The organism is Oxobacter pfennigii, from assembly GCF_001317355.1.
Taxonomy (GTDB): domain Bacteria; phylum Bacillota; class Clostridia; order Clostridiales; family Oxobacteraceae; genus Oxobacter; species Oxobacter pfennigii.
On the sequence record NZ_LKET01000006.1, the window covers coordinates 1 to 22,959 of the forward strand.

General features: G+C 41.4%; 22 protein-coding genes. 3 read left to right on the forward strand and 19 right to left on the reverse strand.

What is annotated here, in order from left to right:
- The 18 genes from OXPF_RS00180 to cdaA all read right to left on the reverse strand — a co-directional run.
- Positions 1-553 (reverse strand): IS66 family transposase zinc-finger binding domain-containing protein (locus tag OXPF_RS00180; RefSeq protein WP_201779653.1); only part of this gene is annotated, 553 nt, incomplete at its 3' end.
- A 93-nt stretch (positions 554-646) separates the two neighbouring features.
- Positions 647-1,003 carry an IS66 family insertion sequence element accessory protein TnpB gene (gene tnpB / locus OXPF_RS00185; RefSeq protein ID WP_054873203.1) on the reverse strand — a complete coding sequence of 119 codons (357 nt, stop codon included), beginning with the start codon at positions 1,001-1,003 and terminating at the stop codon, positions 647-649.
- The gene (gene tnpA / locus OXPF_RS00190) at positions 993-1,355 is read right to left on the reverse strand and encodes an IS66 family insertion sequence element accessory protein TnpA (RefSeq protein WP_054873204.1); all 363 of its coding nucleotides are present in this window, start codon (positions 1,353-1,355) and stop codon (positions 993-995) included. Before tnpA ends, tnpB begins: the two co-directional genes overlap by 11 nt.
- Before the next feature lie 978 nt (positions 1,356-2,333).
- A complete protein-coding gene (gene glmS, locus OXPF_RS00195) occupies positions 2,334-4,163 on the reverse strand; it encodes a glutamine--fructose-6-phosphate transaminase (isomerizing) (RefSeq protein ID WP_054873205.1) in 1,830 nt (609 codons plus the stop codon).
- A gap of 399 nt (positions 4,164-4,562) precedes the next feature.
- Positions 4,563-5,909, reverse strand: a complete 1,347-nt coding sequence (gene glmM, locus OXPF_RS00200; RefSeq protein ID WP_054873206.1) for a phosphoglucosamine mutase — start codon at positions 5,907-5,909, stop codon at positions 4,563-4,565.
- A gap of 165 nt (positions 5,910-6,074) precedes the next feature.
- Positions 6,075-7,697 (reverse strand): carbon starvation CstA family protein, encoded by a 1,623-nt coding sequence (locus tag OXPF_RS00205; protein WP_054873207.1) that lies wholly within the window; start codon positions 7,695-7,697, stop codon positions 6,075-6,077.
- A gap of 124 nt (positions 7,698-7,821) precedes the next feature.
- Entirely contained in the window at positions 7,822-8,325 is a 504-nt protein-coding gene (locus tag OXPF_RS00210) for a DUF8052 family protein (protein ID WP_054873208.1), read from the reverse strand.
- A gap of 43 nt (positions 8,326-8,368) precedes the next feature.
- Positions 8,369-8,899: a 2-oxoacid:acceptor oxidoreductase family protein gene (locus OXPF_RS00215; RefSeq protein WP_083479618.1), complete on the reverse strand. Its 531-nt coding sequence runs from the start codon at positions 8,897-8,899 to the stop codon at positions 8,369-8,371.
- A 1-nt stretch (position 8,900) separates the two neighbouring features.
- Entirely contained in the window at positions 8,901-9,650 is a 750-nt protein-coding gene (locus OXPF_RS00220; RefSeq protein WP_054873209.1) for a thiamine pyrophosphate-dependent enzyme, read from the reverse strand.
- Positions 9,650-10,723: a 3-methyl-2-oxobutanoate dehydrogenase subunit VorB gene (locus OXPF_RS00225; protein ID WP_054873210.1), complete on the reverse strand. Its 1,074-nt coding sequence runs from the start codon at positions 10,721-10,723 to the stop codon at positions 9,650-9,652. Before OXPF_RS00225 ends, OXPF_RS00220 begins: the two co-directional genes overlap by 1 nt.
- A gap of 71 nt (positions 10,724-10,794) precedes the next feature.
- On the reverse strand, positions 10,795-11,004 hold the full coding sequence (locus OXPF_RS00230; protein WP_054873211.1) for an indolepyruvate ferredoxin oxidoreductase subunit alpha: 210 nt from the start codon (positions 11,002-11,004) through the stop codon (positions 10,795-10,797).
- A 28-nt stretch (positions 11,005-11,032) separates the two neighbouring features.
- Complete coding sequence (locus tag OXPF_RS00235) at positions 11,033-11,713, reverse strand: nucleotide-binding protein (RefSeq protein ID WP_054873212.1); 681 nt, start codon at positions 11,711-11,713, stop codon at positions 11,033-11,035.
- A gap of 13 nt (positions 11,714-11,726) precedes the next feature.
- Positions 11,727-12,800, reverse strand: coding sequence for a butyrate kinase (gene buk, locus OXPF_RS00240; RefSeq protein ID WP_054873213.1), 1,074 nt, complete (start codon positions 12,798-12,800; stop codon positions 11,727-11,729).
- 12 nt (positions 12,801-12,812) lie between these two features.
- Positions 12,813-13,724 carry a phosphate butyryltransferase gene (ptb, locus tag OXPF_RS00245; protein WP_054873214.1) on the reverse strand — a complete coding sequence of 304 codons (912 nt, stop codon included), beginning with the start codon at positions 13,722-13,724 and terminating at the stop codon, positions 12,813-12,815.
- Positions 13,717-14,811 (reverse strand): butyrate kinase, encoded by a 1,095-nt coding sequence (gene buk / locus OXPF_RS00250; RefSeq protein WP_054873215.1) that lies wholly within the window; start codon positions 14,809-14,811, stop codon positions 13,717-13,719. Before buk (OXPF_RS00250) ends, ptb begins: the two co-directional genes overlap by 8 nt.
- A gap of 303 nt (positions 14,812-15,114) precedes the next feature.
- Positions 15,115-16,719, reverse strand: a complete 1,605-nt coding sequence (locus OXPF_RS00255) for an NAD(P)/FAD-dependent oxidoreductase (protein ID WP_054873216.1) — start codon at positions 16,717-16,719, stop codon at positions 15,115-15,117.
- Between the two features lies 1 nt (position 16,720).
- Positions 16,721-17,941 (reverse strand): CdaR family protein, encoded by a 1,221-nt coding sequence (locus tag OXPF_RS00260; RefSeq protein WP_054873217.1) that lies wholly within the window; start codon positions 17,939-17,941, stop codon positions 16,721-16,723.
- A complete protein-coding gene (cdaA, locus tag OXPF_RS00265; protein WP_054873218.1) occupies positions 17,914-18,768 on the reverse strand; it encodes a diadenylate cyclase CdaA in 855 nt (284 codons plus the stop codon). Before cdaA ends, OXPF_RS00260 begins: the two co-directional genes overlap by 28 nt.
- Positions 18,769-19,064: 296 nt before the next feature.
- On the opposite strand from cdaA, the gene OXPF_RS00270 reads away from it, so the two are divergent.
- Complete coding sequence (locus OXPF_RS00270; RefSeq protein WP_054873219.1) at positions 19,065-20,546, forward strand: zinc-ribbon domain-containing protein; 1,482 nt, start codon at positions 19,065-19,067, stop codon at positions 20,544-20,546.
- A gap of 378 nt (positions 20,547-20,924) precedes the next feature.
- Here the strand turns inward: OXPF_RS00270 and OXPF_RS00275 are convergent, their stop codons facing one another.
- Entirely contained in the window at positions 20,925-21,152 is a 228-nt protein-coding gene (locus tag OXPF_RS00275) for a hypothetical protein (RefSeq protein ID WP_054873220.1), read from the reverse strand.
- A gap of 221 nt (positions 21,153-21,373) precedes the next feature.
- Here OXPF_RS00275 and OXPF_RS00280 point away from each other — a divergent pair, with 221 nt between their 5' ends.
- The gene (locus tag OXPF_RS00280) at positions 21,374-22,243 is read left to right on the forward strand and encodes an SAM-dependent methyltransferase (RefSeq protein ID WP_054873246.1); all 870 of its coding nucleotides are present in this window, start codon (positions 21,374-21,376) and stop codon (positions 22,241-22,243) included.
- Positions 22,244-22,252: 9 nt separating this feature from the next.
- Positions 22,253-22,870, forward strand: a complete 618-nt coding sequence (locus OXPF_RS00285; protein WP_054873221.1) for a TetR/AcrR family transcriptional regulator — start codon at positions 22,253-22,255, stop codon at positions 22,868-22,870.
- Positions 22,871-22,959: the final 89 nt, after the last annotated feature.

Below are 22,959 nucleotides of genomic sequence, written 5' to 3' on the forward strand. Positions count from 1 at the left end.
ATTTTTGATGCATTACCCATGCTATTGTAGAGGGAGATGCCATAGAATGCTGAATAACGGGAGACGGCATTGGAGATTTCTCCATATATGGTTTGCCGTTTTTACGGCAGGTACGGCATTCATAAGTTTGGCGGTAGTAATCTATTGCCTTTACCTTAGCAGGAATTACTTCTATTTCAGTACGAACGAATTCTTCGCCAACAGGTACAAGAACAGTTCCGCATTCTTCACAAAAGAGGTCTTCTTCGACAAGAGTACAGAGCCGTTTATCATGAGGAATATCCTTTAAGAGCTCTTTCCGCTGTCCCTTGTATTTTTTTCGGATATAGCCCTGTACTGCTTTAAGGTCGAGTTCTTCAGCTTTAGGATCAGCCTCAACTTCAGCTTCATCAAAAAGAGACACCTGTTCCAGGGGTAGAACTGATGTCTTCTCAGAACTTCTGCCATGAAGTTTTTTAGTCAGATAATCAACAGTAGCATGAAGTATTTTATTCTCTTTTTCAAGTTCTGATATGCGATTTTCAAGTGTTGATATCTGATTTAATGTATCCATAAATACCCGATTCCTTTGTGGTTTTATTACATTTATTGTACCATAAAAACCTTCGAAAGTCCAGTATTTACAAAGGGTTACGGGTATTTTATTTTAAATGCATATATCGATTTTTATCTTTCTTACAGCTTTGGGTTGGTCAATCGACAAGCCTTCCAAGAGCCATCGGAATTCCTGATACGAAATGGAACGGACGGCTTCTGCATTCATCGGCCATTGGAAACTCCCATTTTCAAGGCGCTTATACAGCAGAACAAAACCATCTCCTTCCCAGTAGAGGGCTTTAATGCGGTCGCGCCGTCTGCCGCAGAAGAGAAACAGGCTGTTTTGAAAAGGGTTAAGCTGAAAATTACGTTGGACTATTGCTGCGAGACCATCAATTGACTTACGAATATCCGTATGTCCACATGCAATGTATATTTTCTCGGCTTTGGAAATGTCACCTAACATTCTGCATTGCCCTTAGAATATTTTCAATTAATACTGCTGAAGCATTGTTGTTGATTTCCAGAGTAACATTGCCATAATGCAAGACGATATGAGATTGAGATTCATGATTTTTAATATCAGCAGGTGGATTAGCCGGTATACTTAACGGCACGATGGTGTTATTATCTCCGATAGCCGGTAACGATTCATATGCAGCTTCACGGATGCGCCTTAACCAGTAATAGTAGGTTTTAGGATTGATTTTATGTTCAGTACAATATACAGAAACAGTTTGTCCGCTGCTTCTGCATTCCCGGACAATCTCAATCCATTTATTCATTCGATATTTTTGAGTAGCTTCCCTGGTATTCATACTCTAAACCTCCATTGGAGTTTTTCGACTAAGTCAAAAAACTCTAAAGACTCTAATTTAGAGCATTATCTCATATGGTCAGGGAAGTTATCCATACACCGTCTTATTTTACAGTTACGATATTTCTGTTTTTGGTAGAATAGAAACCAAGCAGAGCGGAAGTTAAAAATCCCTGCATAAAATGGAAGAACTCCATTGCAAGCACCCCTCAAATAATATAACCTTTTTAGTGACCAAACTGAAAAGGAGAATAAGGAGATGCTAACAATGGAGCAAATATATCGTATCAAATACATGAAGAAATTTGAAGGGAAAAGTTTAAGAAAGATTGTTGATATCACAGGACATGATTTTGAAACAGTAAAGAAGTATGTTGAGAAAGATAATTTAAATATTTACTTTTAGGAGTGTTATTTTTGAAAGAAATTCGATTTATATCAATATTTATAGGGACAATCATATGTTCATATGTATTTGCGATAATAATACTAGGTGGAGATGAAAATACTAAAATGCTATTGTGTCAATTGCTATTTTAATCAGTGTTGTATTGGAATGTACGCGTGATATTTTAAAAAAACTTGATGAATATAATAAGCGTCCTCCGATATAACAACGGTATGACAAAAATAGAAAAATATAGGTGAAATATATGATAGCTAATTTTTTATTAATTATAGGATTTATACTAACAATTTTAATATTTATTAACATTTACATTAATTTTAAGTTAAGTAAAATTTATAAAAAATTAAATGATATTGAGCAGCAATGCAAATTTATAATAGATGAAATTTCAACGGAGCAAAAGCCATTGAATTAGATATTTTAAGTGGATATTTTGCTATGTGAAGATAAAAGCCTGAGATAGAACATATCATCTCAGGCTTTTATTTTCAACGAGTAACTGCTGGCACACACCTTAGCATAAACTTAAGGGCAGTCAATTACGCCTATTTTTCTAAAATTTACCTACCTCTATTCAACCGTAACGCTTTTGGCCAGGTTCTTCGGCTTGTCAACGTCACAGCCTCTTTGCACTGCTGTATAGTAGGCTAAGAGCTGCAGGGGGATAACTTCTAAAACCGGGGCTAAAAGCTGCAGGGTTTTTGGAATATAGATTACTTCATCCACTGACTTTTCTGCATCTTTTTTGCCTTCCATGGCGATGGCTAGAACCTTTGCCCCTCTTGTTATAACTTCCTTGATGTTGCTTAGTGTCTTGTCAAAGAGGTCCTCTTGGGAAGCAAGGGCAATGACTGGAGTTCCCTGCTCAATCAAGGCTATGGGGCCGTGTTTTAATTCGCCTGCCGCAAAGGCTTCAGCGTGAAGGTAGGATATTTCCTTAATCTTTAAGGCGCCTTCTAAAGCTACTGTGTAGTCCAAGCCTCTGCCAAGGTAGAATATATCCTTGTGCATGAAATTCTGGGCTGCAAATTTCTGAACCTCTTCCTTCTTTGCCAAAAGCTCTTCAGCTTTTTCGGGAAGGGACAGCATTTCATCCCGGATGGTCCTGTATTCTTCAACCGGCATGCTGCCGTTTAGCCTTGCTAAATACAGGGCTATGATATACATAGCTATAAGCTGGGTTACATAGGCTTTCGTGGAGGCAACGGCAATTTCCGGTCCCGCCCAGGTGTACAAAAGGTTGTCGGCCTCTCTTGCAACAGAGCTTCCAACTACGTTTGTGACGGCGATTACTCTGGCGCCCTGTGCCTTTGCTTCCCTTAATGCAGCTAAGGTATCTGCCGTTTCGCCTGACTGGCTTATTACTATCATCAAGGTTTTGCCGTTTATAATGGGCTTTCTGTAACGGAATTCCGACGCTATATCCACTTCGACAGGGATGCGGGCCAGTTTTTCTATTACATATTTGCCTACCATTCCTGCATGATATGCAGTGCCGCAGGCTACTATAAATATTTTGTCTATATTCTTTAAATCTTCTGCTGTGAGGGTTATATCATCAAGCTTAACTTCATCGGAATCCTTTGAAATCCTGGATGTCATGGTATCCCTTATGGCCTTTGGCTGCTCGTGGATTTCCTTTATCATGAAATGCTCGTAGCCGCCTTTTTCCGCAGCCTGGGCATCCCAAGTAACGTTATATATATCCTTTATTACTTCCTTGCCTTCCGATGTCAGTATCTTAATGCCGCCCCTTGTTAAAACGGCAATTTCCCTGTCATTTAAAAGATATATCTTCCTGGTGTGATTGAGTATTGCAGGAATATCCGATGCAATAAAGTTCTCTTCCTCACCAAGGCCTACTATAAGGGGGCTGTCTTTTCTCACCGCCACTAATTTTTCAGGCTCATTGCTGCAAAGCACTCCTAATGAATATGAGCCTTCTATTTTATTAACGGCCTTCATTACGGCGTCAACGATGTCTCCGTTGTAGAAATAGTCTATAAGGTGGGGGACAACTTCCGTGTCAGTCTCTGTTATGAAGGTATAACCTTCTCCCTTCAGCCATTCCTTTATATAGAGATAGTTCTCTATTATGCCGTTGTGAACAACGCTTATGGTGCAGTTTGTATTTGTGTGAGGGTGTGAATTTAAATCCGAAGGCTCGCCGTGAGTTGCCCATCTTGTGTGGCCGATGCCTACACTTCCGCCCAGTGGGCTGTCTGTAAGCTTGCATTCGAGATTCATCAGCCTGCCTCTGCATTTTGTAATTTGTATCAATTCCCCGTCATATACAGAGACTCCTGCCGAGTCATAACCTCTGTACTCCAGCTTCTGTAAACCCTCAATAAGAATTGGGGCTGCCTGTTTACTTCCTATATATCCAACTATGCCGCACATAGATAAAATTTCTCCTTTCATCAATGAAAGGGGACACCACTCATCTTTTGGGGTACTCCTCCCGGGTAGTCCGAGAAATGTCCCCAACTTGTGAGATACTCTTCCTAATCCTTTGGGATAGTCAGAGCATTGTCCCCAACTTACCCAATTTAAAATAAAAATCACCCATCCTTTTGTCCGTCAATCACTTGCCGGGTTTGTAGGATTTCTCTCGGTGGTGACACACCGCAGGGCATCCGCCGAAAACTCGATAAACCCCGTCCTCGTTAACTTATGTTCCCCATAAGTCCTGGCGCTTTTTTGACAATTAATACAGGCATCCCTCCTTTATTTAGTTTTGGCATTTATCTTTAATCACCTCCTTTCAAAGTGGGCGGGGATACAAAGTATCCCCTGTATTTAACTGCATCTCTCTTCTATAAGATATGCCAGACTTCTGGCAAGTAGCTCTATTTCTATTTTGTTTTTTCCTTCCAGCATCACGCGGACCAGGGGTTCGGTGCCGGAAGGACGGATTAATACCCTTCCTATGCCGTTTAATTTATCCTCAATCTTTTGAATTTCCGATAAAATAATCTTATCCGTATTATATGCAGCCTTCTTATCATTGTTGACCTTTGCGTTGCAAAGAACCTGAGGCAGCTCTGTCATGATGGATGAAAGGCTTGATAAGGACTTATTTTTTTTCTTCATAACCATCATAAGCTGCAGGGCTGTCAGTATGCCGTCGCCTGTGGTATTGTAATCCAAAAATATTATATGTCCCGACTGCTCTCCGCCGATTGAGTATCCGCCTTTCAGCATCTCCTCTAAGACATACCTGTCCCCAACCTTGGTCTTTAAGGATTTTATGCTTCTTTCCTTAAAAGCGATATCCAGGCCTAAATTGCTCATTACGGTAACAACTACGGTATCATCCTTAAGCTTCTTTGCTTCCTTAAGGTAATCGGCACAAATTGCCATGATAAAATCGCCGTTTACTATATTTCCTTTTTCATCAACGGCAATAAGCCTGTCGGCATCGCCGTCAAAGGCCAGTCCTAAATGGCAGCTGTTCTCCACCACAAACTTCTGAAGATGATTGGGATGGGTGGAGCCGCATTCCTTGTTTATGTTCTTGCCGTCCGGATTGTTGTAGATTGCCAGGACCTCGGCGCCCAAATCTGATAATACCTTAGGAGCAATTGCGTAGGACGCACCCTGGGCGCAGTCTACGGCTACCTTTATGCCCCTAAAATCCACATCTACCGTGGATTTTAAAAATTCCTCGTAATCCCTGGCGGCACAGTCTACTGTAATCTTTCTGCCCAGATCGCTGCCTGTGGGTGACGGCAAACCTTGGCAATTATTAAGTACAAGTTCTTCTATCCTGTCTTCCACTTCATCGGGAAGCTTATATCCTTTTTCATTAAAAAACTTAATTCCGTTGTATTCCACCGGATTGTGTGATGCAGAAATAACTATGCCTGCATCGGCTTTATACTTTCTTGTAAGATAAGCCACTGCAGGAGTAGGCACTATGCCGGCACAAATGGCTTCGGCTCCGGCAGACAAAATGCCCGATACAATAGCGCTCTCCAGCATGTCCCCGGAAATCCTGGTATCCATGCCTACCACTATCTTAGGCCTGTGAGATTCACTGGCGAGTACAAAAGCTCCTGCCTTCCCCAGCTTATATGCAAGCTCTGCGGTCAGCTCTGCATTTGCAATTCCCCTAACCCCATCAGTTCCAAACATTTTTCCCATATTGTCAAACCTCTCATTTTCTTCTATCACAACTAGAATAATAGCATAATAATGGCATTAATTCAATTTATATGTACCTTCATTTTACGCAAAACGGCCAAGTTAAGTTACTGTCCTTGGGCATAATTATTCATTCGGCTTGTCCTAATTTTATAAAGGGGTATATTACTTTCTTTTGTGCAGCCTCATGGAACTTAGTATCTTCCACCCCTCCTTGAATTGTATGGCGGACATTACTAAAAGCCCGGTTGCGATGACTGCAAGGGGTATGTTCATTTCCATAATGTTCCTCCGGATTTCAAGTATCAAGGCTGTAATGGCGACGGCATATATGAGTATCATGGGTACAACTATCATGCTTGCATTTTTTCTCTGCCTCATAAGATAAGCGCCTATGGCAAGCAAGGCAAGGGCGGCAAGGAGCTGGTTTGCAGTTCCGAATAAGGACCATATCCTCGGGTAGCCCGTAAGGGTTAAAGCCCATACCACGCCAATGGTTATCAGCGAGGAAACATATTTGTTGGAAAGTACGAATTTGTCCGCTCCGTCGAAGGTCTCCTGGAATAAATACCTGCCGATCCTTGTTGCAGTATCCATGCTGGTCATGGCAAAGGCGGTAACAGTTAAGGATACAAAGGTTTCAGCGGATTTTTGCGGCACTTTTACAACAGCTAAAAACTCCGATATTCCCTTTGAAAAAACAGTAACCGGCCCTCCTGTTTCCATGAGCTTTGAAAACTCCGGCGCGGCAAAATACCCGGCGGTAATGAGTGCCACAATTGCCAACAAGCCTTCGATAAGCATGGTCCCATAGCCTATTATGCGGGCATGGGATTCCTTATCAATCTGCTTTGATGTTGTGCCCGAGGCTACAAGGCAGTGAAAGCCGGACACGGCGCCGCTTGTCAATGTTACAAAAAGCATGGGGAACAAGTAATCACCCGATGCTGTTTTAAAGCCGGTAAACATGTCAAGATTAATCTCAGGGTTTTTAATCAGCAGCCCAGCTACGGTGCCGATGATTAATGCATAGAGCAAGAAAGAATTTAAATAATCCCTGGGCTGCAATAAAAGCCATATGGGCAGCACCGATGCTATGGCGATATACACTAAAATTATAATTATCCACATTCTCGCATTTATGACGGGGTCGGCTGATAACACCATGGGAAACATCATTCCCATCCAGATTGAAAACACCGAAAATACTATTCCCACTATTGTGGAAATCCAGAAAGACGGCCTTCTCCTGTTTACAATATATCCATAGAGCATGGAAAGGATGACAAAAACAAAGGATGATGTGCCTGCCTCGGGAACGCTGGTAAAGGTTTTGGAGCATATGTCAATAAAGGCGGCAATAACAAGTAAAATCATGAGCCAGGCAAAGAGGTTGAAAAGCTTTTTGCCCGTGCTTCCCATGTTGAATTCCACTATCCGCCCTATGGATTTTCCGTCATTTCTTATGGAGGCAAATATGGCTCCGAAATCCTGAACTCCGCCGACAAAAACGCTGCCCACCATTATCCATAAAAATACAGGCAGCCAGCCAAAAACTGCAGCCTGTATGGGGCCTATGATTGGATTTGCCCCGGCTATGGATGAAAAATGGTGCCCAAGCAAAATTGAAGGCTTTGCAGGATTGTAATCGCTGCCGTTATACCTGTTATGGGCAGGAGTTTTACGGGAATCATCGATTCCCCATTCCTTTGCCAGCCATTTTCCGTAGGTTATGTAAGCTATTATAAAAATTACCGCTGCCAATATAATCAATAAAAGCGAATTCATATAAACCTCTTTCACACAAAAGACATGCATAAGTCAAACACATATGTTGCAATGATTTTATTATAATATATTATGGGCATACCTTCAATAATTGACAAAAACCTCATTTTAGTTACATGAGGTTTTATAAAAAGGGAATATAATTGTCTTTTACTTCCCTGCCTGCTTTATTTGTGTAAACTGCATTCCCTTCAAGGTCTGCAAGTATGAGGCGGATGTCGCACCAGCCCTTTAATGTGAATAAAAAATCCTTTGAGTATCTGAACTTTTCCGCCTTTTTTATAACATCAGGGGCAAAGCTTTTAGGGGATACAATGACACCCGTTAAACAACTGCTCATATGACTGCTGTTTGGCTTTACGATGTCCTCTGCTGCCTTAATGAGGTAACTGGTAAATTCATCCGGACCCTTTATATTTATGCCTTCATCAAAGCATTTAACCAGGCAGTATTCAAAATTTTCATAGCTGTCTAAACTTAAGGATTTATTCAAAAAATACCTATGGCTTTTAGCCTTGTATTGTGCAAATATATCAAGCTTGTAGTCCAGCAGCACAAAATCCCTGTTAACATCAAAATAGCCTTTATATTTCTCCGACAGCATATTTAAATATTCCTTGCAATCCATAAAAGACCCCCTATGTGAAAAGCGGCTCATATAGAGCCACTTTCTATTTTATATATTCTTCGCCTTTTTTCAAGGCCCTTTTATTTATTTCAAAAAAAGATTCTTTTCCATGCTCCTTTAATGTCTTTAAGAGGGCTTCCATGGGAATTAAATTTGTTTTTGCCACATAGGCACCTAAAAGCACCATGTTGGCAATCCTTTTGCTCCCCAGTCTGTCAGCTTCTTCTGATGCCGGTATTTTTATAACCGTAACATCCCTTCTTTTAACCTCTCTGTTAACAAGAGAGCTGTCTATTATTATAAGTCCCTCTTTTAAAACCGTGTTCTCGAATTTGTCAAGGGATGGCCTGTTCATTACTATTAATGAATCAGGGGCTGTAACTACGGGAGAACCTACCTCATCTTCTGTAATAATTACAGAGCAGTTGGCGGTACCTCCCCTCATTTCAGGGCCGTAGGAGGGAAGCCATGACACATTCAGTCCCTGATCCATACCCGCGTATGCCAAAAACTTTCCCATGGAGAGTATTCCCTGTCCTCCGAAGCCTGCTATAATAACTTCCTGATTTAACAAATTATTTCACCTCCGGGGCTATATCCTTTTTAACACCTAAAGGATAGTAGGGAATCATATTGTCTTCCAGCCATTTCATGGATTCCTGGGGGGATAATCCCCAGTTGGTGGGGCATATTGATAACACTTCCACCAGGGAATAGCCCTTTCCCTCCATCTGATATTGAAAAGCCTTTTTTATTGCTTTTTTTGCCTTTAACACATTAGCCACATTGTTTACGGATACCCTTTCTATAAAGGCGGGGCCATCTAAGGTTGACAGCATTTCAGAAACCCTTATGGGGTGTCCCTGAAGCTTAACATCCCTTCCGTAGGGTGAGGTTTCTGTCACCTGTCCCGGCAAAGTGGTAGGCGCCATCTGTCCCCCGGTCATTCCGTATATGCAGTTATTTACAAATATTGTAGTTATATTTTCTCCTCTTGCCGCCGCATGAACAGCCTCTGCCGTTCCTATAGCCGCCAGATCTCCGTCACCCTGATAGGTAAACACTATATTTTGAGGCAGCGCCCTTTTAATACCCGTTGCAACAGCAGGAGCACGGCCGTGGGCGGCTTCGTGAAAATCACAGGCAAAGTATTCGTAAGCTAGAACGGAGCATCCCACAGGGGCAACCCCTATGGTTTTATCTATGATGCCCAATTCATCCATTACTTCTGCCACCAGCCTGTGTATTATACCGTGGGTGCAGCCAGGGCAGTAGTGCATTTCCACATCCAAGAGAGCCTTTGGCCTTTCAAATACCACCGTCATTACCTTGCACCCCCTGCTATTAATTCCTTTACCCTGTCGTATATTTCCTTAGGTGTGGGCACCATTCCTCCGCACCTGCCGAAGTGGGATACGGGCTTTCTTCCTAAAGCGCAAAGCGCCACATCCTCCACCATCTGTCCCATGCTCATCTCAACGGATAAAAATCCGTGTTCGGTCTTATCTATTACTTTTTCAAAGGCTTCCTTTGGGAAAGGCCACAATGTTATGGGGCGAACCAGTCCTAATTTTATGCCTTCCCTGTCTGCCATTTTAATTACGCTTTTACATATCCTTGCCGTCGTGCCATAGGCCACAAATATAAGGTCGCATTTGGCGTCGCAGTTATATAACTCGTACCTTACTTCATTTTGCTCTATCTCACGGTATTTTGCCTGAAGCTTTATATTATGGTCTTCGCATTCCTCCGGGGCAAGGAAGAGAGAATTTATTACATTGTGCTTTTTTCTTCCCTGAAGTCCGGTGGCAGCCCAGGTTTTTTCAGGCAGCGGACGCCCGGCCCTTTCCTTGAATTCCACAGGCTCCATCATCTGTCCCATCATACCGTCTCCCATGACCATAACAGGATTTCTGTATATATCAGCCACATCAAAGGCTTCCTGAATCATATCTACCATTTCCTGAACCGAAGCCGGTGCATAAACAATCAAACGGTAATCTCCATGGCCTCCTCCTTTTACTGCCTGGAAATAATCGCTCTGTGCCGGCTGAATCCCTCCTAATCCGGGACCGCCTCTTACGATGTTAATTATAACGGAAGGCAATTCAGCTCCCGCTAAATATGACAGCCCCTCCTGCTTCAAGCTTATACCCGGGCTGGAGGATGAAGTCATGACCCTGACGCCGCTTCCCGCAGCGCCGTAAACCATATTTATAGCCGAAACTTCACTTTCGGCCTGAACATATGCCCTTCCTATCCTGGGCATTTTCCTTGCCATATAAGCTGCAACCTCTGTCTGAGGGGTGATGGGATACCCGAAAAAGCACTGGCAGCCTGCCCTGATAGCAGCCTCTCCAATGGCCTCATTACCCTTCATGAGAACCTTTTCTCCCAATTTTCAAACCTCCCTACATCGGGACATAACTTTAGTTGTGTCCCCATTACTTAATTTGTCCTTCCCTTAAATTATTTTTCTACTGTTATCACTACATCGGGGCACATTCGCCCACAGGAAGCGCATCCAATGCATTCCTTCATATCCTCCTTGGACACCGTCGCCGGATGATATCCTTTGGCGTTTAATTTATCGGATATTACTATAATTTTCTTTGGACATGCATCTCTGCACAATCCACAGCCTTTGCATTTATCCTCGTTAAAATACACTCTTGGCATGGTAACCACCATCCTTTTTGTTTGTTAACTAATTATCCTGTACCAGCCACTCAGGCTGCATAAAAATGCTCAGTTTAAATACTTCCCCTTCTATCCCCCGGGGTAAATCATTTATCAAATCTTCCCTAACTGCCGTATATTTAATAGGCTTGTTTGACTTTAAGGATACTTCCTTTATAATTTCCTGTCCCTTCAAAATATCCTTAATTGCTGTGTCATAGGACATGTTGGTGTTGTTTATAAGGTATTTTGTTTCAAGCCTTGCGGATTTCTCTATGCTGTCAATGTAATCTATTATCTTTTGCGGGTTGTCCGTCAGAGGCCTGTTTGTATTTATGACAAAATACATATCATAGGGCTCCTGCTTAAAATATCTGTTATACTGTCCTAAAACTTGGGCCCCTGCTTCATCTCCCCCTACATCTATTACTACTTCATAGCTTCTGTCGTCAAACACCGCCATTACCTCCGAAGGCACGGTGGATAGTTCAGCGGTGGTAATTTTTATATGGGGTGATACCACCCTTATATTCAGGGATTCCAGATAATCTTTAACTTCCCTGACGGAAAAATAAGGATTCACGGTGTCCAAATCGACAATACAGGTTTTTTTATTTTCTTTAGCAAGTTTAATAGCATAATTAATGGAAAACTCTGTTTTGCCGCTGCCAAAATGACCGGAAAATACCCTTATTCTGCTGTCCTGCATCTTTTCACCTGCCTTACTTATAAACTTTAGACTTTTCCTCTCCTGTCAGCACCCTTAATCCGCCTTCAGCCAGGGCAAGGAGTTCATCTTCTCCTGCATATACAACTACCTTAGATATAAAATTCACTCTTTCCATTATCCATTGGGTTAACATTTGGCTGTATGCCAATCCTCCCGTAAGTATTATAGCATCTACATTGCCTTCCAGTACCGCGGCACAGCTTCCTATTTCCTTTGCCACCTGGTAAGCCATGGCCTCATAAATGAGCTTGGCTTTTTCATCCTTGTCATTTATCATCTCTTCGACAGCTCTGGCATCACTGGTACCAAGGTAGGCGGTAAGACCTCCCTTCCCAACCACTTTTTTCATTATCTCATCATGTGTATATTTTCCTGAAAAGCATAATTTTATAAGCTCACCTACCGGCAGTCCTCCGGATCTTTCGGGTGAGAAAGGACCTTCTCCGTCCAGTGCGTTATTTACATCCACAATTCTTCCGATTTTATGAGCACCTACGGATATTCCACCTCCCAAATGAGCAACTATTAAGTTTAGCTCTTCGTACTTCTGGTTATTTTCTTTTGCATATCTTTTGGCAACGGCTTTTTGATTCAAGGCATGAAATATACTCTTCCTGTTTATTTCCGGCATACCCGAATACCTTGCTATATCCTCCATCTCATCAACTACTACCGGGTCCACTATAAAGGACGGCACATTAATGCTTGAAGCTATTTCATAGGCTATTATCGCTCCAAGGTTGGATGCATGCTGTGATGTGTTCTTGTCTTTCAAGTTTTTAAGCATTTCATCATTTATTTCATAAGTACCGCTGACCATGGGTTTTAAAAGTCCGCCCCTCCCTATAACGGCATCAATTGATTTAATATCTATGCCCTTGCTCTCAAGGACTTTTAAAATAACATCGCGTCTGAAGCCGTATTGTTCGGATATGTGGTTAAATCCTGACAATTCTTCGCTGGAATGCCTTATGGTTTCTACAAGCTGAGGCTTCAGGTTTTCATATACACCTATTTTTGTAGATGTAGATCCGGGATTTATAATCAACATTCTATAATCCTTCATATCTCTTTCCTCCTATTTAATTGCAGCCGATGCAGCTACAGATGCTAAAATTATGGAATTAAGCTTGGTCTCCGGGCTATCCGATCTGCTGGTCAAAATAATAGGAGCAGCTGCGCCGGCTACAAGAGAACCCACTTTGGAATCAGTAGTATAGTTCAAGGTCTTATAAACGGCATTTCCGGTTTCGATATTGGGCGCCATTAATATATCCGCATGTCCTGCCACCGGGCTGTGTATGCCCTTATGCCGTGCGGCTTCTTCCGATATGGCGTTATCAACGGCTAGAGGTCCGTCCACAATACATCCTTTAATCTGTCCCCTGTCATTCATTTTTGACAATATGGCCGCATCAATGGTAGCCGGCATATCCAGATTAACTGTTTCAACTGCACAAATTGCCGCAACCTTGGGAAGCTCTATGCCAATCTTGTGAGCTATGTAAACGGCATTTTCAATCATCTGTTTTTTGGCCATCAAATCCGGGGCAATGTTCATACCGGCATCGGTTAAAATCAATATTCTGTTAAGAGCGGGAATGTCAAAAACAGCAACATTGGATAATACCTTCCCTGTCCTTAAACCTATTTCCTTATCCAAGACCGCCTTTAAAAAGGTGGCGGTATCCACCAGGCCTTTCATGACCATATCGGCTTTTTTTTGTGATACCAGCGATACTGCCATTCTGGAGGCCTTGGTATTATCAGGTTCATGAATTATCTCAATATCTTTAGTTTCTAATCCTATATTTTTTGAGATGTCTTCTATAAGGGACTTGTCTCCCACCAGAACTGCATCGGCAACGCCGGAAATTTTGGCATCCCTTATGGCTTCAAGGACAGGCTCATCCTGAGCTACGGCTACTGCAATCCTTCTTGTTTTGTTGGTTTTAACTGCGGCTAATATCTCATCAAAACTCTTAATCATTTATTTCCACCTCATCCTCATATATTTTAGCGATTTCTTCGCCATTAATTACTCTTGCTGCTCCTTGTGCAAGCGCTAGCATCTCATCCTCTCCTGCCACCACTTCAACCGGGGCTATGAATTTTACCATTTTTGATATATAATTAACAAAGTATTCCGAATACGCCAGCCCGCCTGTAACTACAATGGCATCCACCTTTCCGTATAGTACGGCTGCCATGGAGCCTATTTCCTTTGATACCTGGTAACACATGGATTCATAGATTATTTTTGCATACTCATCTCCTTTTCGTATCCTGTCTTCAACTTCTCTCGCATCATTAGTGCCAAGATAAGCGACAAGGCCTGCCTCTCCAACCGTCTTTTTCTTTATTTCCTTTTGATTATATTTCCCTGAAAAAATCAGCCTTATTAAATCTCCGACAGGTACGCCGCCTGCCCTTTCCGGTGAAAAGGGCCCCATATCATTTGCCACGTTGGCATCTATTATTTTTCCGCCCCTTACAGGCGCTATGGTTATGCCACCTCCTAAATGTGCAACTATTAAATTTATATCTTCAAGGCGCTTATTATACTGCTTTGCAATTCTTCTGGATACCGCCTTTACATTCAATGCATGTACTAATGATCTTCTTGGAATTTCCCGCATTCCCGATATTCTTGCTAAATCTTCAAATTCGTCTACTGCAACAGGATCAACGATAAATGATGGGATGCCTTCTCTATCGGCAATTGCCTTAGCTATCATGGCACCAAGATTTGAAGCATGCTCTTCTCTGGAAGCTGATTTTAAATCCTCAATCATTATATCCGTTACTTTATATGTTCCGCCGGGCATAGGCCTTAATATGCCGCCACGGCCGACAACTGCCGAAAGGCTGCCTAATTCTATTGCTTCTTCCCTAAGCCAGTTCAATACCATACCCGTCCTGAATTGAAACTGGCCGGAAATCCTATCGAATTTTTTTATCTCCTCTGGGGAATGGTTTAAACTCTTTTGTCTTATATTTGTTTCTCCCGCAAATAAAGCAACCTTTGTGGAAGTGGAACCGGGGTTAACTGCAAGTATGTATTCTCGTGGTTTCATATAATCATCCTCATCTTTACTTGTTACAGATAATTTGTATAAAAAATTTATAAATATACTTTCAATATTATTTTAACAATTATTATAAAACTTTTACAATAGTCTGAAAGTTTAATAGCAAAATATTACTACTATTGTTCGCTGAGAAGCAACAAAAAAATTGCTACGCAACTTACCTAAAGGTGGACCTGTGTTCCCCTTTGGAAGTACCCCCCTTGACGGCAAGGACGCCCCGCCCTTTTCAATCCTCGTTTTTTATATACCAGGAAAGAGAACTTTCCTGGTATATAAAAAAATATACCCCTAAAACGGGGCATATATTTTCATTATTTCTTCCGATACCCTTATTCCGTCTACAGCAGCACTGACAATTCCGCCGGCATATCCCGCTCCTTCTCCTGCAGGATATATTCCGGTTACCTCAACGGACTGGCAGTTATCATGCCTGTCGATCCTTACAGGCGATGATGTCCTTGTTTCCACCCCTGTAAGTATTCCGCTTCCGCTTCCAAAGCCCTTTATCTTCCTGTCAAAGTTGGCTAAGGCTTCTTTTATAACAGCTGAGACTTCATCCGGTATACAATCATTCAGGTTTGACAATGTGTATCCTCTGGTATATGACGGGGTTACAGTCCCTAATTTAACTGTTTTCCTGTCATATAAAAAATCATCTATTCTCTGAACGGGAGCCACAAAATTCCCGCCCCCCAATTTATAAGCGGCCTCTTCCAGTCTCCGCTGGTATTGTATGCCTGATAAAGCATCCTTCGAAGCAAAATCCCTTGCATTTACGGTGCATACAAGGGCGCTGTTGGCATTCTCCTTATCTCTTGCATGCTCGCTCATACCGTTTGTTACCAGCCTTCCTTCCTCGGAGGCCGCAGCCACCACAATTCCGCCGGGGCACATGCAGAAGCTGTAGCATCCCCGCTCGAATTTGCTGCTGTGGTATGTGAGCTTATAATCTGCCGCTCTTAATTTCGGGTGGCTGGCAAATTTTCCGTACTGAGCCGTATCAATCATAGACTGCTTGTGTTCCACGCGAAATCCTACGGCTAAGGGCTTGGGGCTCAGTTTAATTCCCCTTTTGTTCATCATCTCAATGGTATCCCTTGCGCTGTGGCCTATGGCCAGGATTAAGACCTGACAGTCCATATGTGTGCTATTGTTTATTCTTATGGATTTTAATATGCCGTTTTCAATGTTTATATCCGTCAAGCGGGAAGAAAAATGTATCTCTCCGCCTAAACGTATAATTTCATTTCTTATATTTTTAATTACATTCCTTAATATATCGGTGCCTATGTGGGGCTTGTAGTTATATACTATATCGGTTGGCGCTCCGTACTTTACAAGCTCTTCTACCACAATTGAAGACCTTTTGTCCTTTATCCTTGTGGTCAGCTTTCCGTCGGAAAAGGTGCCGGCGCCTCCCTCTCCGAACTGGACGTTGCATTCGGGATCAAAATTCCCCGTCCTCCAGAATTTCTGAACGGTGTTTGACCTTTCGTCCACGTTTTTGCCTCTTTCAAAGACTATAGGCCTATATCCTTTTTGTGCCAGATTCAAGGCTGCAAAGAGCCCTGCGGGACCGCTGCCGACTATACAGGGGCGATTATTTAATAATTTATCCCCCGGTATAAAATCATCCTTAATTTTACTTTCTTCATATGCAACATCGCTGTCATTCAACTTCTTTACATAGGACTCTTCATCAGTGTCTAAAACAAGCTCTACGGAATATATAAAATCTATTTTGCCTTTACGCCTTGCATCCACCGATTCCTTTGTTATCTTAAAATCCTTTATATCGTTTTTTTTGACCTTCAATTTTTTACAGGCTAAGGGCTTTAATTCTTCAATATTCTGCTCCAGATCAAGCCTTAAATTATTTATCCTGATAGTCATACTATCCCTGCTCTTTCGTAATTCTAACCTTTACCCTTTGAGGGTTTACTTCCCTTAACACAAGCTCTTCGGGGAAGTTTAGCTGAGGGCTGAATTCATATTCCCCGTCTTCTGTGGGAATGCCTACCAAATCCAGCTTTGCAGTTATGTCTGATGCCGCAGTCCGGTTTATAATGCTCTCTCTTCCCGACAATGTCATGGTTATAGTATTTGTCAAAAAGTCAGCCGTTAACCCTCCAGGCAGATTAAAATATTCCATGGGCACATTATAGGTTTTGTTTATGGTCTTCTCTACGTTTACATGTACGTTTACAGCCTGTATGTTCTCAATTACCATTGCCCCTTCAGGTATATTGATGTTTACCTGCCTTGTAACAGATGAGTTTATATCATCAAAATTTATAGGTGCCGTATCAATAGCTGTGATGCTGTTTACTATATCTTCCTCACCGGTTATGGTAACATTTGCCGGGTCTGATACCGTATCTATTAAAAATACACCTTCTGGAAGCCTTCCGGTTAATCTTATATTAATAGGTACTACCTTGGATTTTCTTATGGGAACAGTAACATCAACGGTCCTTGGAATACATTCCACTTCGCCTACGACCTTTCCATCCTTGTCCAGTACCTGTAACGGAAGAGAGGTTTGAATATCCGAAACTGCATCATTTATGTCAAGCTTAGCCACAACGGAATTTACTCTGCCGATATACCTGGCAGCTCCTCTTATGATAGCCTGAGCAGGCTTTATACTCTCATTAAGCCTGGCATAGCCTTCCTTCAAATTTCCCTGCAAGCTTAATGTTACAGGAAGGCTTTTTTCCACCAGCTCATCCAATTCCACCTTTATATATATGGACTGGTTGGAAATTTGAACTCCGCCTGGCTTATCCTTTATTTCAACCAGAATATTGTTTTCGCCCTTAAACCTGGACCCTATACCTAAATTAGCTTCCACAATAAAATCCTGGGCCCTTATCTGGCGTATATCCTGGCTTCTTCCCTTGACGGGAATTTTAATTGTATAATCGTTAGGGTTTCCGATTAAAATCAGTCCCTGCTGCTGAAGGGTTTCAATATTTGTAAGCTTCACGGGAATCTGCGGTATTTCAACTGACATTTCGGGATTATCATCAGCTGCCACATATATCCATAATACGAATGCAATCAATACAGCAAAAACCCTGACAGTTATATCCCTTGTTTTTGTCTTATCCACGCCTTAGCCCTCCCCCATAAAGTCATAGACCGCTTAGACATTCTGTGCTTCATTATTCTTATGAGTATATCCTTCAGCCTTTCAGCGTTGTAATTTTTTGTCAGCTTACCGTTAATGGCAAGGGAAATATTGCCTGTTTCCTCTGACACTATAATTACAATGGCATCGGAATTTTCGGATATGCCGAGGGCAGCCCTATGTCTTGTCCCCATTTGCTTGTTATGATTATAATTTTCTGTCAGGGGAAGAAAAGAGGCTGCAGATGCAATCCTGTTGTTTCTTATAATTACGGCGCCGTCATGGAGAGGAGTATTTTCGACGAATATGTTTTCCAAAAGCTGTGCAGAAATTACTGCATCCAGCTTAACTCCGCTTTCAATATAGTCGTTTAAGCCCGTCTCCTGCTCAATTACAATCAAAGCTCCCGTCTTTTCGCTTGAGAGATTGATTACAGCCTCTACTATGTGGGTCATAAAGCTGTTAAGCTCCTCATCGTTGAATTCCAGTGTTTTAGAAAGGAACCGGCTTCTGCCAAAGTACTCAAGAGCACGCCTCAATTCAGGCTGAAAAATTATTATAAGTGCCATAAATCCTACTGTGATAGTATTTTGAATAATCCAGTAAAGGGTAATAAGCCCTGCAAATTCACTGACCTTCATGATAACCAAAATAAGAATAAGTCCTTTTATAAGAGTCTCCGCTCTTGTCCGGCTGATAAGCATGAAGAGCTTATAAAAAATATAACTTACGATTAAAATATCGATAATATTGATTATGGTAATATGCTTAAGCAAGCTTAAAAGACTTGCTATGTATGTCTCAAACATCAGCTAAACCACCTCTTAAAATTATGCTCTAGGCTTTGAATTTCAATAAATCTAACACATATCTATAATTATACACCAATTTTAAGTACTGTAGTATAAATGCATATAGTTTTTTGATTAATATTATATGAGCAGTGACTTAATATAGTCGAAAAAGGGCTATTTACAATATTTTATAATTAATTTATTGAAGGATTTTGTATATAATTTCCTAGATAATATGACAGTTCTGGTTTATAATTAAACTTGTAAAAAAATTTATGTGTTTCAAATACGTATTTAGGCAGGTGACTATTATGAACTGCAAAAAATGCGGGCAGAAACTTGATCCACACTACACCTTCTGCCCTAATTGTGGCAGGTCCATGACAATAGCAGGAAAGAATAAATACTCTTTTGAAAATGATGAAACTACATACATTCAAAAGATAAATGAAACGAAACACCCTACCCCGGATTTTATCAAGGGGCCGGCAAAATTAAGGACTATAGATAATGAGCCGGATAAAATTAAGGAAAAAGTAAAAGCTTATGAGGAAACAGCTTCAGGGACAGAAGAAGAATATTATGAAGAAGAGAAAGTTAAAAAAGGCAGAGGAGCAAAGGCCCTTATTTTTGGGCTTTTGATTGCAGTAATCCTCGCAGGAGCAGGTATTTTTGCGGCATATTTTGCTTATCAACGGTCTATGGGTTCATCCAGCGATGAATATATAAGCTCCATTTCGCAGCTTCACCAGGAGGTAAAAGAAGCCAACGATAAAGTAGCGGCAGCCATAAAGGCTGATACCGAAACACTTTTGATTACGGATATACTTAAAGAAACTCCGGCAGCCCGGAATGCTTTAAATACTATAGCCAAAAGCTATGATAAGATTTCAGCGCCTTCGGTTTATGCGCAGTCTCATGCATCTTTAGGGGATGCCATAAGGATAAACAAACAGGTATACGACCAGCTGGAGGCCATTTTAAAAAACCCGGCAAGCGCTGATGTACAGGAAAGTATGGACCAGCTGTCGGAATATATCGACGAATGCATGAACAATTACGCCACTGTAGAAACCGAAGATTTAAGCTTTACCTTGCCCAATGAGATTTTGAGCTTATCTTCAAGGCTCCAGCCCTGGGTGGCGCAAAAGCAAGCCCAATATGCACAGGTATCTGCTTTGATTGCTTCTTTTACAGAGTATTTTGATAGCATGGCCATGCTGTTTTCCACCTATGATACGGCAGCGGCTGATTTCAATCAGATACTTATTTCCATAAGAAACAACCAGGAACCCTGGGACGCACTGTTTGAAAAAATAGATGCAAGCGAGGGCATTATAAATACCGTTAAGGAAAATTATATAAAACAGACCGTTCCTACAGAACTGAAATCCATTAATGCCAGATTTAGTCCAATTTTAGATGAAATGCTGGATTATTATTCTAAGTTAAGATATGCGGCCGTTACAGAAATGAACTTTAATTCGGTCAAACCCGGTGATGAGCGGGATATAGATGCAGGCGGCACGGACATGGAAACAAATATATATGATGAGATGGGTATACCTGATCCTAACGGATATCAAGGTCCGGCCACAAGGGGTTCTGAGCCTTCACAGGCTGTAACCCAGGTTAGAAACGAGGAAGATATAAACCGATTATATAATGACGCAAATATGGTTTATCAGTCGGCATCCCAGAATTATCAGCAATTTGCATTAGATTTAAAGGCAGAAAAGGATAAATTCTTAGATCCCGAATATGTGCTTACATTAAAATCAGTTAAAAAATAAATACCTCATTATATTTTTTAACCAGCTATTGCAATGGCGGTTCCAAGGAAGCAAAACAGGTTATGTTGTATACATAACCTGCTTTTTATTGCAGGATATATAGTCCCCCATTAATTTATGTGATAATTGCTTGGTACAAAGCATTACTGAAATCTTAACCCCTTATTTTTTCTGATAAGCGGAGTGTATTTTTTTTATAAATTTCGTTATTATATACATCCAGGATTTTTGGTTCAAGGTTTTGTCCTGACAGTTTGTTTACCCAATGCCTCTCTGTCCGGCGCCCAACCGGTTCATAAGCCTATCCCATAAGGGCTGGTCTGCGGTATGAGGGATAAACATTGTGGTACAGCCGTATTTCAATGGCTGTGGTGGGTTTCAAATACTGAGTCGGTGGCATAAAGAAAGGTCTTTCCCATCCACCGCTTCAGCATAAAAATATCCGTCAGCAGCAGAAAAGTGAGTCTCTCCATCTTTAAAACACGCGATTTTTGCTGAGCGCTCCCGCAAAAGGGCCAATATTTCCATTATTTCTTCATCTAACTCTTTACAGCGCAGTATGATTTCATTTTCCGGGAATTCGCCATGCTCTACACGGATTTTCACTGCCTACACCATCTTTCTCCCATTTATAATGGGTTTCTATTAAAACCATAGCATATATTTTTCGTAATTTGAAGCGATGGTATACCAAGCTGCAAATGACATCCTGTAACATGCAGAGGATTGAAAAGAAAGACAATAAGATAATGACAGAATGCAATAAAAGCATTATAATTATTATTAAACCGCAGTCGGTTTATTTATTTAAGAAATGGAGTGATTTTATGTCTGAAGGAGCAGCAAAAACCGGCGCAGGACCGACTTTTTTGATTGCTGCCGAACAGTATTACAGCGAGGAACAACGAGTAATCAATGACGATTTTGCCATAAAAATGTTATCGCCGGGTCTTAGGACTTTTGTCTCACTGATGCGTTTTCCGAAAATGCGTCAATGGATGATAAAAGGAAGTGAGCGTGATATACCGGGAATGTGGGCCGGTATGCTGATTCGTAAACGCTATATTGATGAAAAACTGCGTGACTCTGTTCCAAACATGTCAGCAGTAGTAAATTTAGGTGCTGGAGCCGACTCCCGGTTTTTCCGCATTCCCGAGCTCAAGAACATCCCTGTATGGGAACTTGATCAGAGCGCTATTATTTCCTCTAAGGGTTCTCAGATTGCAAAAGCTCTGACTGTATTCCCAAAAAACCTGTTTCTCACCCCAATCGATTTTGACCATGATAGTATAGCGGATGTTTTATCTTCAAAGGGCTATCCTAAAAATGCTATGACCTTTTTTATATGGGAAGGAGTAACCCAATATCTTACACAGGAAGGTATCGAATCAGTTTTTGACTTCCTTTCCAATGCCGAGGCGGGCAGCAAGCTGGCCTTCACCTATGTATTAAAGGATTTTATTCAAGGCAAGGTCATGTATGATTGGGAAAAAGCTTACGAGAAGTATGTTCTGAAGGATAAAATCTGGGTCTATGGCATAAATCCGGACGAATTGCCGTCAGTCCTTGAAAAATATGGTTGGCGGCTGATTGAAGATAAAAGCTCTGCTGACCTTGCGGATAGCTATATTAAGCCAACTGGCAGAACATTGAAGACAACACCCATTGAAAGAATATGCGTTGCGGAAAAAGTGTAGGAGAATGATATGGCAAGACCGAATACAAACCATGAAAAAAAGAAACTGGAGTTACTGGATATAGCTGAGAAGCTTTTTATTGAGAAGGGATATGAGCAAACAAGTATTGAGGATATATTAAGTGCATCCGGCATATCCAAAGGCGGATTTTATCATTACTTTAAATCAAAAGAGGATATATTATGCTCAAGCATCGAAAGGCTGATGGATGACGCGGTCAATTTTTTAAAGCCTGCAGTAGACAACCCGAAGCTTAACGCCGTTGAAAAATTCAAATTGTTTAACAAGCAAAAAAACAAGTTCCAATCCTCAAAGCTGGAATATGCCGGACTTCTGGCTAAACTCATGCAGTCAGATATTTTCCAATATAAATATATCGTGTCATCCTCACAAAAAATAGTTCCTCTATTCGCAGAAATTATAAAACAAGGCGTCAATGAGGAGGTATTCCACGTAAAGCACCCGCTGGAAACGGCAGATATATTAATCCGTGCCATTGTAGGGGTATCGAGCAGTGCCTATTATAATGACTATATGGAAACTTCAGAGGCACAGGAATGCTATATGGAGGCTTTGCAAAATATAGTAATCGGCGCTCTGGGTGCTGATAAAGCTTTGTTTATGTGATAATGGCATAATGAAAAGCGTTTAAGCCCAGCAGCTGCTTAAGTTGCTCCTCAAAAAAGGCAGACAGCAAAATTTTGCTGTCTGCCTTT